Here is a 12,151-nt window from a genome sequence, read left to right on the forward strand (position 1 = left end):
GGCATCCCCCGGATGTGTGAGCGGTACTTTCCGTTCCGGTTGCCGCAGTCCCTGGCTGCCTGGATATTGGGTCGAGTGGGATCTCGGATCAGCAGTGAAGAACCCACCCTGCCGGTGGCCTCGGTCGCTCGTCGGCTCGGGGTCGCGCCGTCCACCCTGCGCACCTGGGACCGCAGATACGGCGTAGGGCCGAGCCGCCACACCAACGGCCGTCACCGTCGCTACGGCAGCTCCGACATCGGCCGCCTCGAACTGATGCAGCGCGCGTTGCTTCGTGGCGCCTCGACGGCTGAAGCGGCGAAGTACGCGCTGGAGCAGATGCCCCGGACGGCGACGGAGCCGCCGGAGGCCGTCGTGGTCCAGGTGGAGGAGCGCGCCGCGGCGCCGCCCGCCGAAGACCACGACGTTCCGTCCCGTCTCGCCAGGCGCTTGAGCACCGCCGCGCTCGCGATGGACTTCGGCGCGGTCCAGCGCATGCTCGCCGACACGATCCGCGAACTCGGCGTCCTGCCCGCGTGGACCGGTGTCGTCTCGCCGGTCCTGACAGCGCTCGGCGCGCGCTGGCGCGGTGTCAGCGCCGGAGCGGAGGTCGAGTATCTGCTCGCCGAATGCGTGTACGCCGCCCTAGTCCGCGCGACGCCGGTGCTGCGCGAACCGCGTAACCAGCGTCCGGTGCTGCTGACCTGCGTGCCGGACGAGCGCGACAACCTGCCCATGTACGCGCTCGCCGCGGCGCTGGCGGGACGCCGGATCGGCGCTCAGCTGTTCGGGGCGTCCCTACCCGCCGAAGTGCTCGCCGTGACCGTGCGCCGCAGCGTCCCGGCGGCGGTGGTCCTGTGGTCGGGACGGCGCGCGACGGCGGACCCTCGCCTGTTCGCCAGGGTGTCCCGCGGCCGTCAGCGCAGCAGGCTCTTCGCGTGCGGTCCCGGCTGGGATCCCGCCACCCTCCCGGACAAGATCGAACTGCTCGGCGAACTCGCGACCGCCGCCGACCGGATCGAGCACGTTCTTGTCGGTGCGAGGCGATAGAAAGGACGCATGGAATCGTCCTTGCGGTCCGCCGCGTTCGGCGACGGCCTGCCGCCGCCGAGCTCCTTCGCGGTGCCCGCGTCGCCTCGCGGCCGGTTGCTCGCCGCGATCGGGCTCGGCGCCCGCGGCCGGTACGCGGCGGCGGCCACGCTGCTGAACGATTTGCGCACGGGCAAGGATCCGGTGGTCGCGTCGCTGGCCGCGAGCACGCTGGCCTCGCATCGGCGGCAGCTGGGCGGGCACGCGGCGGCCCTGGTCCTCGACGGTGAGGCGCTCGCGCGGGTGATCACGGAGCCGCGAGGCGAACCCGACCCTGACGGTCTGGACGCCGAGGGGGCGCGGGCGGACGCCCTCCTCGGCCTCGCGGCGGACAATCTGGGGCGCGGCAGGCTCACCGCCGCCCGGAGGTTGCTCGCCCGTGCGGGCGCGCACACCGGCAGCTGGCGGACCCGGACGAGGGCGGGCTGGGTCGGCGCGGAAATCGAACTGGCGAGTAACATTTCCGCCGCGGCGATCGCACCTGCGGAAATGGCGTGGGAAACCGCGCGCGCCAGGGGCGCCTGCCGGCACGTCGTCAAATCACAGCTTGTACTCGGCGTGACGATCGCGAATGCCGGTTCCGCTGAGCGGGATCGCGCGAAGGCGCTGGTGGAGAGCGCCCGCGAAACCGCCGAAAAATACGAATTCAATTCACTTCTATGGGTGGCGTGCCTGGTAGAGGCGGACTTCGGGGCAGGACACGCCGATGAGTATCGATTCAGAGGGGCCGAAGTGTTGCACGCAGTGTTACGGCATGCGGATCCTTGCGGGAGGTGGCTCGCCCGGGAATCTCCGTGGGTCCCCCTCTGATGGCGTCTAGCCTGTTGGAGGGCCCATTCCGGCAACCGGGCTAAGAACTTTCAAAAAAAGCCACCGGATCGTGTCAAGGTTCGGGCTAAAGCGTCCGATAGGGGAAGTGGAATGTCACCCGGCTGCAGGAAGGAAACCCCGTGACGACGGTCTTGATCTGCGACGACCGACGCAGTGTCCGCGAAGGGCTCACTCGAGTGATGTCCGCGGTCCCAGGGGTCAGTCGCATCGACTGCGTAGCGCACGGTGACGAGCTGCTGGCCCGGTACTCCCGTCAGCCGGTCGACGTCGTGCTGGTCGGTACCCAGCGCGCCGTCCCGACCGGCGTCGAAGCCACCCGGCGGCTCGTCTCGGCGAACCCCCAAGCGAACGTGATCGTGTTCGGCGCCCCGGACGACGCGGGCAGCATCGCCGCCGCCATCGCCGGCGGAGCCCGCGGCTACCTGCGCTGGGACGCCTCGCGTCCCGAGCTGGTCGCCGCCTTGGCGCACACGCTCGCCAGCACCTCGGTGCCGGCGCCGCGTCAGCCGTCCGACCCCGGCGTCCAGCTCACCGAGCGAGAGCTTCAGGTGCTTCGCGGGATGAGCCAGGGCAAGAGCAACGGGCAGATCGGCCGCGAGCTGTATCTGTCCGAAGACACCGTGAAGACCCACGCGCGCCGCTTGTTCCGCAAGCTCGGCGTGCGGGACCGCGCTCAGGCGGTCGCCCACGGATTCCGCCGTGGGCTTGTTTCCTGACGACGCTTTCTTGATTTCAACGGCGAGATCGCACAACGGGTGACGAACGGGCCGGGGGTGTACCCCTGGCCCGTACCTGTGTTCCCGGTCACGCTTCGCACTTTTGTCTTCACCGCTCGGGCACTCTTGCCCGAGCGAGTCCGCCTCCGGGCGGACCGTCGTACCCCGCTGTGTTCCGGCTCGTTGAAAGTTCGACCACGAGTGAAAGGGACCAGGAAGATCCGGGTTCAGCGCGCTCGCCGGCACGGCGGCGCGCCGATGACGGCCGTCAACGAAGGCGGCGGGCCCGAGCGGTACGGTAGCTGTCACCGGTAGTGGATTCCGAAGTCACACGCCGGACTCTTTGCACGCCTATACGTAACACTGGGACTGTTGTCTGCGATGGCCAATGTGGGGGACGGACTGGATGAGCCGGTCGCCGCTGCTGTTGAGGGTGATCCTCAAGCGGTCGAGCGGTTGCTGGCGGCCATCCGTCCTTTGGTAGTGCGGTACTGCCGCGCTCGGGTTGGCAGGCAGGAGCGTTCGTTCGCTTCCGCAGACGACGTTGCTCAGGAGGTGTGTCTCGCGGTGCTCACGGCATTGCCTTCGTACCGTGATCAGGGCCGCCCGTTCCTGGCCTTCGTCTACGGGATCGCCCAGCACAAGGTGGCCGACGCGCATCGCGCCGCGGCCCGCAACCGCGCCGAGCCGGTCGCCGAAGTCCCCGACGAGGTCGAGGGCGGCGTCGGTCCCGAGCAGCGTGCTCTCCAAGGCGAGCTGAACGAGCGCATGTCGCAACTGCTGCGCGTCCTTCCCGACAAACAGCGTGAGATCGTGGTCCTGCGGGTTGTCGTGGGATTGTCCGCCGAGGAGACGGCAGAGGCCGTGGGGTCCACCCCCGGCGCCGTCCGGGTGGCCCAGCATCGCGCCCTCGCGCGCCTACGTAAGGTTCTGGCCGCTGAGGAGGTGATCTGAGTGACCGATCGCGACCATCGGTTCTCCCCTGGGACCGATCGTGAACTGACGGCCTTCGAAAGAGGGCTGACGCCCTCGGAAGCCGAGTTCGCAGCTGATCTGTCGGCCGTCCAGGCCGATGACGCGCTGCTCGACGCACTCGGTGGCTCGGATCCGAAGATGGCCGACGACCTCGGCGATCAAGAGCTCAACGCGCTGCTGCTGGCCTGGCGGCGTGACATCGACAGCGAACCGCTCGCGGAGCTCGTCGACGTCGACACCGCCGTCGTCACCGTGAAGACCGCCGCGCTCGCCCGCAAACACGGGGGAAGACGCCGGCTGCTGGTCCCGGTGGCCGCCGCCGCGGCCGTCCTGGCCATCGCCTTCGCCGGTACCGGTCTCGCCGCGAAGGACGCGCAGCCTGGTGACACGCTCTGGGGACTGACCAAGGTGCTTTACGCCGACCACGCCCGGTCGGTCGAGGCCGCCGCGGCGGCCAAACTCGATCTCGAGAAGGCCAACCTCGCGCTCGCCGGCGGGCGCCTCGACGACGCCCGCAAGGCGCTCGACGAGGCCCAGGCCGCGTTGAGCCAGGTGACCGACGAGGAAAATCGCGATCAGCTGCTCGAGCAGCACCGCCAGTTGAGTGCTCAGCTGCAGAACCCCGCGCAGCCCTTGCCGCCGGATCAGCAGCAGCCGACGCAGACTCCGGTCGCGACCACCCCGCAGCCCACTCCGCAGCCGACCGCTCCGCCGACGTCGCTGCCTGGAGGCGGCAACCCCGGCACGAGCCTGCCGGGCACCACGACTCCCTCGCCGACTCCGCCGACCACCACCAGCGAGCCGCCACCGCCCACGACGTCCACGACGCCGCCGGCCTCGGGCAACGACCCCGGTGGCTCGCGTAACGAGCCGTCGCCGGGCGCCGGAGCGCAGGCTCCCGGTGCGGTCGAGACGACGCCGTAACACCCCGCGAACGCCGAAGGGCCTGGTGAGATCTCTCACCAGGCCCTTCGCCGTCTCAGATCGCGTTTAGCGGGCTAAACGCGATCAGTAGGCGCTTTCGTTGGCTGTCACACCGTCCGCGAAACCGCGGCAGTAATCCCAGCTCACGTAGTCACCGGGGTTCGGGTCGAACGCGGGCTCGTGCGGCCGCATGCGGCCGTCGGCGAGCAGCTGCTCGAGACTGGCGCGCAGCAGGTGCCAGTCGTGATAGTGGGGTTCGTCGCATTCACCGCAGTCGACCACGATCCCGCGCACTCCGCGCGGCTCGAGGAGCGCCTGATAGACGGCGAGATCGGAGAGGTCGGCCAGCAACTCGGTGCGTTCTTCGTCGCTGATCGGCTCGTCGAGCCGGTCGGCGTCGTCGATGAACGCGCGGGCCGGGTCGTCCGGGTCATCCGCGAACGGGTCTGGGGGCAACGCATCTTGCGGCACGCCTGCACGCTACCGGGCGCCCACCCGGGCCGGGCGGCCGCCCGGCCCGGATATCATGAGGGGCAGGCCCTCGCGTCGCCACAGCGACACGTTCATCACCGCTAGGAAGGCCCTTCGCCTGCTATGACCAGCGACAGCGTCACCGCCCCCGTCCCGAGCAAGTTCGCCATGCTCGGGCTGACCTTCGACGACGTGCTGCTGCTGCCGGCCGAGTCCGACGTGGTGCCCAGTGCGGTCAGCACCCGCACCCGGCTCTCCCGCAACGTCACCCTGAACATCCCGCTGGTCTCCGCCGCCATGGACACCGTCACCGAGGGCCGGATGGCCATCGCGATGGCCCGCCAGGGCGGGATGGGCGTGCTGCAGCGCAACCTCCCGATCGACGACCAGGCGGCCGCCGTCGAGGTCGTGAAGCGCTCCGAAGCGGGCATGGTCACCGACCCGGTCACGTGCTCGCCCGAGGACACCCTCGCCGAGGTCGACGCCCTGTGCGCGCGGTTCCGGATCTCCGGCGTGCCCGTCACGGACGCCGCCGGGACGCTGGTGGGCATCATCACCAATCGCGACATGCGGTTCGAGGTCGACCACACCCGCGCGGTGCACGAGGTGATGACGAAACCGCCGCTGGTCACCGCCCAGGTCGGCGTCACCGCGGAGGCGGCGCTCGGGCTGCTGCGCCGCCACAAGATCGAGAAGCTGCCGATCGTCGACGGCGCGGGCAAGCTGCGCGGGCTGATCACGGTCAAGGACTTCGTCAAGACCGAGCAGTACCCCAACGCCTCCAAGGACACCAACGGCCGCCTGATCGTCGGTGCCGCCGTCGGGGTCGGCCCGGACGGGCACAAGCGCGCGATGGCGCTGGCCGACGCCGGGGTCGACGTGCTGATGGTCGACACCGCGCACGGGCACTCCCGCGCCGTCGTCGAGACCGTCGCGCTGCTGAAGAAGGAACTGGGCGACACCGTCGACATCGTCGGCGGCAACGTCGCGACCCGGGCCGGCGCGCAGGCGCTGGTGGACGCGGGCGCGGACGGGATCAAGGTCGGTGTCGGCCCCGGCTCGATCTGCACCACCCGCATCGTCGCCGGGGTCGGCGTGCCGCAGATCTCCGCGATCTACGAGGCCGACCAGGCGGCGCGTCCGGCCGGGATCCCGGTGATCGGCGACGGCGGCATCCAGTACTCGGGCGACATCGCGAAGGCGATCGCGTCCGGCGCGTCCACGGTGATGCTCGGCAGCCTGCTCGCGGGCACCGCGGAATCGCCCGGCGACCTGATCCTCGTCAACGGCAAGCAGTTCAAGACCTACCGCGGCATGGGCTCGCTGGGGGCCATGCAGTCGCGCGGCCAGGCGAAGTCCTACTCGAAGGACCGCTACGCCCAGGACGACGTGCTGAGCGAGGACAAGCTGGTCCCCGAGGGCATCGAGGGGCGGATCCCGTTCCGCGGGCCGCTCGCGAACGTCGTCCACCAGCTGGTGGGCGGGCTGCGGTCGGGTATGGGCTACGCGGGCGCGTCGACGATTCCCGAGCTGCAGGAGGCGCAGCTGGTGCGGATCACCGCGGCCGGGCTCAAGGAGAGCCACCCGCACGACATCACGATGACCGTCGAGGCGCCGAACTACACCACCCGTTAGTCCGCCCTTTAGGACACTTACCCATCCGGTTCCGTTCCCGGGAGACTTGGCCCGCTGATCAAGTCTTCTGGGAGGAACCCGATGTCTTTCACGTCGCGCCGGACCGCGCTCGCCGTCTTCGCCGCCGCTGCCCTCGGGCTCGGCGGCGGGGTGGCGGCTTCCGCCGCCCCCACCGCTTCCGCCGCGCCTTCCGCGCCCGAGGCCGCCGGTCTTCAGGCGTCGCCGGGTGAGCTTTGGAAGCGCACCGAGCTGTACTTCGGGACGACGAAGCCGGGCGGCGGGGAGCTGACCGACGCCGAGTTCACCGCGTTCACCGACAAGGCCGTCACGCCGAGGTTCCCGGACGGGTTCACCGAGCTGACCGGACGCGGCCAGTGGCGCGGTTCGGACGGCGTGATCTCGCGGGAGAAATCGAAGGTGATCGTCGTCGTGTACCCGTTCAGCGATCGCGACGCGAATCGCGAGATCGAAGAGATCCGGACCGACTACAAGAAGGCCTTCGCGCAGGAATCCGTCCTGCGGACCGACTCGGTCGAGAAGGTCTCCTTCTGACCCCGAGCGACTTTAGCGGGCTAAACGTGAAACGGGTGGGGCACCTGGGGCTGATGTGACTTCCGGCCCGGTTCGGGTGCCCCGTGCGCAGGTCACCCACGCGGCCTAGCGACAATGGGGTGCAACGGTCGTCGGTGAGAAGGGACTTGACGTGCGGGATCTGGTCGAGATCGGCATGGGCCGCACCGCGCGGCGGGCGTATGACCTCGATGACGTGGAGATCGTGCCGTCGCGGCGCACCCGGTCGTCTTCGGTCGTGTCCACCGCCTGGCAGATCGACGCGTACCGGTTCGAGCTGCCGCTGGTCACGCACCCCACCGACGCGATCGTGTCGCCGGGAACCGCGGTGGCCGTCGGTGAGCTCGGCGGGCTGGGCGTCCTCAACGCCGAGGGGCTGTGGGCGCGGCACCCGAACGTCGAGGACGCGATCTTCCGCCTCGTCCGGGCGGCCGAGGACACCGAGGATCCGACCGCGATCGTGCGTGAGCTGCAGGAACTGCACTCCGCCCCGATCCGGCTGGACCTGCTGACCGAGGCGATCAAGACCGTCCGCGAATCCGGGGTCACCGTGGCCGCGCGGGTCAGCCCGCAGCACGCCGCGGAGCTGACGCCGGATCTGATCGCGGCCGGCGTCGAGATCCTCGTCGTGCAGGGCACGATCATCTCCGCCGAGCACGTCCAGCGCGACGCCGAGCCGCTGGATCTGAAGGACTTCATCGGACGGCTCGACGTCCCGGTGATCGCGGGCGGCGTCAGCGACTACCGCACCGCGATGCACCTGATGCGCACCGGCGCGGCCGGCGTCATCGTCGGGCACGGGGCCAGCCGCGGTGTGACGAGCACCGACAGCGTGCTGGGGATCGGGACACCGATGGCGACCGCGATCGTCGACGCCGCGGCCGCGCGGCGTGACTATCTCGACGAGACCGGTGGCCGGTACGTCCACGTGCTCGCCGACGGCGGGATGAGCACGTCCGGCGACATCGCCAAGGCCATCGCCTGCGGCGCCGACGCGGTCATGCTGGGCGCGCCGCTGGCCGCCTCCTCCGAGGCGCCGGGGCAGGGGCTCTACTGGACGTCGGCGGCCGCGCACCCGTCGCTGCCGCGTTCGCGCGTGGCGCTGGGGCCGGACTACGCCGTCGACCTGAAGACGCTGCTCTTCGGGCCGTCCTCGGACGCCGAGGGCGTCGTGAACCTCTTCGGCGCGCTTCGCCGCGCGATGGCGAAGACGGGCTATTCGGACCTGAAGGAGTTCCAGCGGGTGGGCCTGACCGTCCGCCGCTGACGCTCGCTCCCGGCCCGGATCGCGTTTAGCCCGCTAAACGCGATCCGGGCCTTTGGGCGTCAATGGAGTGGATCGCGTCCCCTTTGACCACACCAGTCCCATTGGCCTCACCAGTTTCGCGTTTAGCCCGCTAAAGGCGCTCTGGGCGGGGCTGCGGCCATTCGGGGGGAAGGTAACCGGCGAGTAACTTACCTCTGGTCAGAAGGGGTGGCCGGGGTTACAGTCGAGGGTGTGACTGCGAGTAACACCACCACTGAAGACGACTTCGACTACGACGTGATCGTCGTCGGCTCCGGGTTCGGCGGCAGTGTCGCCGCCCTCCGCCTGACCGAGAAGGGCTACCGCGTCGCCGTCATCGAGGCGGGCCGCCGCTTCGCCGACGACGAGTTCGCGAAGACGTCCTGGGACCTTCGCCGCTACGTCTGGGCGCCTCAGGTCGGCTGCTTCGGCATCCAGCGCATCCACATGCTCAAGGACGTCATGGTGCTCGCCGGCGCGGGCGTCGGTGGCGGCTCGCTGGTCTACGCGAACACGCTGTACCGCCCGTTGAAGCCGTTCTACGTCGACCCGCAGTGGTCCCACATCACCGACTGGGAGTCCGAGCTCGGCCCGCACTACGACCAGGCCAGCCGCATGCTGGGCGTGGTCACCAACCCCAGCGTCACGCCGTCGGACGTGGTCATGAAGGGCGTCGCCGAGGACATGGGCGTGCCGGAGTCCTATCACCCGACGCCCGTCGGCGTGTATTTCGGCAAGCCGGGGGAGCGCGCCGAGGATCCGTACTTCGGCGGCGCGGGCCCCGCGCGCACCGGCTGCACCGAATGCGGCGCCTGCATGACCGGCTGCCGCGTCGGCGCCAAGAACACGCTGGTCAAGAACTACCTCTACCTCGCGGAGAAGGACGGCGCGAAGGTCATCCCCTTGACCACCGTGAGCGCGATTAGCCCGCTAAACGCAGGTGGGTACGAGGTGAGCATCAAGAAGACCGGGACCACCTCGCGCAGGTTCCGGCACAAGCTGACGGCCGCGCAGGTGGTGCTCGCCGCCGGCACCTGGGGCACGCAGAACCTGCTCCACGGCATGCGCGACACCGCCAAGCTGCCGAAGCTCTCGCCGCGTCTCGGTGAACTGACCCGCACGAACTCCGAGGCCATCATCGGCGCCGCCCGGACCTCGGTCGACGAAGAGCGGAACTTCAGCCGCGGCGTCGCGATCACGTCGTCGATCCACCCCGACGACAACACGCATATCGAGCCCGTCCGCTACGGCAAGGGCAGCAACGCGATGAGCCTGCTCCAGACCATCGCCACCGAAGGCGACTCGGCGGTCCCGCGCTGGCGCCAGGCCGTGAACTTCATGGTCAAGCACCCCGTCCAGACCGTGAAGCTGCTCAACGGTTACCGCTGGAGCGAGCGCACCGTGATCCTGCTGGTGATGCAGAGCCTCGACAACTCCATCACCACGTACACCAAACGCGGGCTCTTCGGCCGCCGCAAGTACACGTCCAAACAGGGCCACGGCGAGCCGAACCCGAGCTTCATCCCCGCCGGGCACGAGGCCAACCTCCGCACCGCGGAGCGAATCGGCGGCATGGCGGGCGGCACCTGGGGCGAGATCTTCGACATCCCGCTGACGGCGCATTTCATCGGCGGCGCCCCGATCGGCACGGCGCCCGACAACGGCGTGATCGACCCGTACCACCGGGTGTTCAACTACCCAGGTCTGTCCATTGTGGATGGTTCGGCGATCACGGCGAACCTCGGCGTGAACCCCTCGCTGACCATCACCGCGCAGGCCGAGCGGGCCTTCTCGTTCTGGCCCAACAAGGGCGAACCGGACAGCAGGCCGGCACAGGACTCGCCGTACACCCGTCTCGAACCGATCGCGCCGAAGAACCCCGCGGTTCCGGCGGACGCGCCGGCGGCGCTTCGGCGCTAAATTGGGGGAATGGCAGCCTCCGAACGCGCGCACGTCCTGCTGAACCGCGTCCGCGCCCTGCACGAGGAATGGGCGCGGCTGGCACGCGGGCTCGACGAAGAGGCCGTGCACGCCCCCAGTGGGCTGCCCGGCTGGACGCGGGCGCATCTGCTGTCCCACCTCGCGCGCAACGCCGACGGCCTGGTCAACCTCCTCGCCTGGGCGAAGTCGGGGGTCGAGACCCCGATGTACGCCGGTGAGTCGGCCAGGGACGACGACATCGAGAAGGGCGCGTACCGGTCCGCCGGGGAGATCGCCGAAGACGTCGTCGCGTCCGCGGCACGGTTCGTCGAAGTCGCGTCGACGATGCCGGACGACGCGTGGCAGGTCCGTGTGCGTGCCCGGCAGGGACGCGAGATCCCGGCCGAGTTCGTGCTGTGGCTCCGGCTCTCGGAGACCGCGATCCACCTGGCCGACCTCGATCTCGGCTACGACTTCGCCCGCGTCGCCGAGCTGCTCGGCGCAGAGTTCGAGATCGTCGTGGGCAACGCCATCGGCATGTACGGCGGCGAGCTGCCCGCCGTCCTGCTGGTCGCCGTCGGTGCCGACGGGACCCGTCACGAGTGGCGGATGGGCACCGGAGAGCCGGTCACGCTGACCGGCTCCCCGGGCGACGTCCTGGCGTGGATCACCGGCCGCAGCGATGGATCCACTTTGGACGGTACCGCGCCGCCACTGCCGCATTGGCTGTGACGGCACACCGTCCACAAAGGATCAAGAGCGGAACGAGTCCACGCCGAACTGCTTGGCGATGTCGTCGAGCATGGCGTGCGCGCCCTGCAGGCTCACCGAGGTGAACCAGGTGGTGTCGTTGACGTCGATCTTCTTTCCCTTGAGGGTTCCCCAAAGCGGGTTCGACTGGAACTTCGTCATGGGGTTTTCGGCCTGTTTGGTCTCGTCGGTGTAGCTGGCGATGAAGATCGCCTCGGCGTCGAGCTTCCCGATCTCTTCCTGGCTCAGGTCGTTGGAGATCTTCGCCTTGTTGTCCGGCTGGCCAGCGGGGCGCTGGATCCCGGCGTCGGCCATCACGCTCCCGGGGAACGACGCGGTGCTGTAGAGCCGCACCGTCGGCTCCCCTTCGATGAAGCGGACCACGGAGGCGGTCACCGGCTTGCCGAGCTTCGCCTTGACCGCGTCGCCGACCTTGCGGGCCCGCTCCTCGTAGGACTTGATCTTCTGCTCCGCCAAGGCTTCCTTGCCCACCGCCTTGCCGAGCATCCGGACGTTGTCCTTCCAGGTTGCCCCGGTGGTCTGGCTGAACACCGTGGGTGCGACCTTGCTGAACTCCGCGTAGAACTTCTCGTGCCGCACCTTCGCGGACACGATCAGATCCGGCTTGATGTCGTACAGCTTCTCGATGTCCGGGCTTTCGAGCGCGCCGATCTCCTTGGCGCCCTCGGCGAACTTGCGGTCATCGCCCAGGTAGTCCGGCAGCTTGTCGTAGTTGCGGTATTTCGTGTACGCCACGACCTTCGTCTCGAGCGCTAGTGCCGCGTCGACGTAGCTGGAGTCCAACGCCGCGACGCCTGCGGGCTGCTTGTCGATCGTGGTCGACCCCATCACGTGTTCGACGGTCCGCGGGAATCCACTTTGGCCGGTGGGCGTGGAGGCGGATTCCTGTTCTGCGCCACCGCATGCGGAGAGTGCCAGGCAGGCGGTCACGGCGAGGGCGAGGACTGCGCGCCGGGGTGGGGTCATGGGTCACTCTTTCTGTGCG

At 69.5% G+C, this 12,151-nt stretch carries 12 protein-coding genes; 10 read left to right on the forward strand and 2 right to left on the reverse strand.

Features of this window, described 5'->3' with window-relative positions:
- Nucleotides 1-114 precede the first annotated feature (114 nt).
- The 5 genes from ACOCEP_RS15025 (at nucleotide 115) to ACOCEP_RS15045 (ending at nucleotide 4,514) form a co-directional block, all read left to right on the forward strand.
- Nucleotides 115-1,029, forward strand: a complete 915-nt coding sequence (locus tag ACOCEP_RS15025) for a MerR family transcriptional regulator (RefSeq protein WP_482339721.1) — start codon at nucleotides 115-117, stop codon at nucleotides 1,027-1,029.
- A 9-nt stretch (nucleotides 1,030-1,038) separates the two neighbouring features.
- Entirely contained in the window at nucleotides 1,039-1,878 is an 840-nt protein-coding gene (locus ACOCEP_RS15030) for a hypothetical protein (RefSeq protein WP_482337839.1), read from the forward strand.
- Nucleotides 1,879-2,018: 140 nt separating this feature from the next.
- Nucleotides 2,019-2,615: a response regulator transcription factor gene (locus ACOCEP_RS15035; protein ID WP_003073605.1), complete on the forward strand. Its 597-nt coding sequence runs from the start codon at nucleotides 2,019-2,021 to the stop codon at nucleotides 2,613-2,615.
- Between the two features lie 381 nt (nucleotides 2,616-2,996).
- Nucleotides 2,997-3,569 (forward strand): sigma-70 family RNA polymerase sigma factor, encoded by a 573-nt coding sequence (locus ACOCEP_RS15040; protein ID WP_026467317.1) that lies wholly within the window; start codon nucleotides 2,997-2,999, stop codon nucleotides 3,567-3,569.
- Entirely contained in the window at nucleotides 3,570-4,514 is a 945-nt protein-coding gene (locus tag ACOCEP_RS15045) for an anti-sigma-D factor RsdA (RefSeq protein ID WP_482337841.1), read from the forward strand.
- A gap of 84 nt (nucleotides 4,515-4,598) precedes the next feature.
- Here ACOCEP_RS15045 and ACOCEP_RS15050 read toward each other — a convergent pair whose 3' ends face one another.
- Entirely contained in the window at nucleotides 4,599-4,985 is a 387-nt protein-coding gene (locus tag ACOCEP_RS15050) for a DUF5319 domain-containing protein (protein WP_005166667.1), read from the reverse strand.
- A 123-nt stretch (nucleotides 4,986-5,108) separates the two neighbouring features.
- On the opposite strand from ACOCEP_RS15050, the gene guaB reads away from it, so the two are divergent.
- The 5 genes from guaB (at nucleotide 5,109) to ACOCEP_RS15075 (ending at nucleotide 11,127) form a co-directional block, all read left to right on the forward strand.
- Nucleotides 5,109-6,620, forward strand: coding sequence for an IMP dehydrogenase (gene guaB / locus ACOCEP_RS15055; protein WP_126736620.1), 1,512 nt, complete (start codon nucleotides 5,109-5,111; stop codon nucleotides 6,618-6,620).
- An 81-nt stretch (nucleotides 6,621-6,701) separates the two neighbouring features.
- Nucleotides 6,702-7,172, forward strand: a complete 471-nt coding sequence (locus tag ACOCEP_RS15060) for a DUF3574 domain-containing protein (RefSeq protein WP_482337844.1) — start codon at nucleotides 6,702-6,704, stop codon at nucleotides 7,170-7,172.
- A 151-nt stretch (nucleotides 7,173-7,323) separates the two neighbouring features.
- The gene (locus ACOCEP_RS15065) at nucleotides 7,324-8,457 is read left to right on the forward strand and encodes a GuaB3 family IMP dehydrogenase-related protein (protein WP_482337845.1); all 1,134 of its coding nucleotides are present in this window, start codon (nucleotides 7,324-7,326) and stop codon (nucleotides 8,455-8,457) included.
- 231 nt (nucleotides 8,458-8,688) lie between these two features.
- On the forward strand, nucleotides 8,689-10,395 hold the full coding sequence (locus tag ACOCEP_RS15070; RefSeq protein WP_482337847.1) for a GMC oxidoreductase: 1,707 nt from the start codon (nucleotides 8,689-8,691) through the stop codon (nucleotides 10,393-10,395).
- A 9-nt stretch (nucleotides 10,396-10,404) separates the two neighbouring features.
- On the forward strand, nucleotides 10,405-11,127 hold the full coding sequence (locus ACOCEP_RS15075; RefSeq protein ID WP_482337848.1) for a maleylpyruvate isomerase N-terminal domain-containing protein: 723 nt from the start codon (nucleotides 10,405-10,407) through the stop codon (nucleotides 11,125-11,127).
- A 21-nt stretch (nucleotides 11,128-11,148) separates the two neighbouring features.
- On the opposite strand, the gene ACOCEP_RS15080 is transcribed toward ACOCEP_RS15075, so the two are convergent.
- The gene (locus ACOCEP_RS15080) at nucleotides 11,149-12,132 is read right to left on the reverse strand and encodes an ABC transporter substrate-binding protein (RefSeq protein ID WP_482337849.1); all 984 of its coding nucleotides are present in this window, start codon (nucleotides 12,130-12,132) and stop codon (nucleotides 11,149-11,151) included.
- Nucleotides 12,133-12,151: the final 19 nt, after the last annotated feature.

Source organism: Amycolatopsis sp. CA-211722 (genome assembly GCF_056828465.1).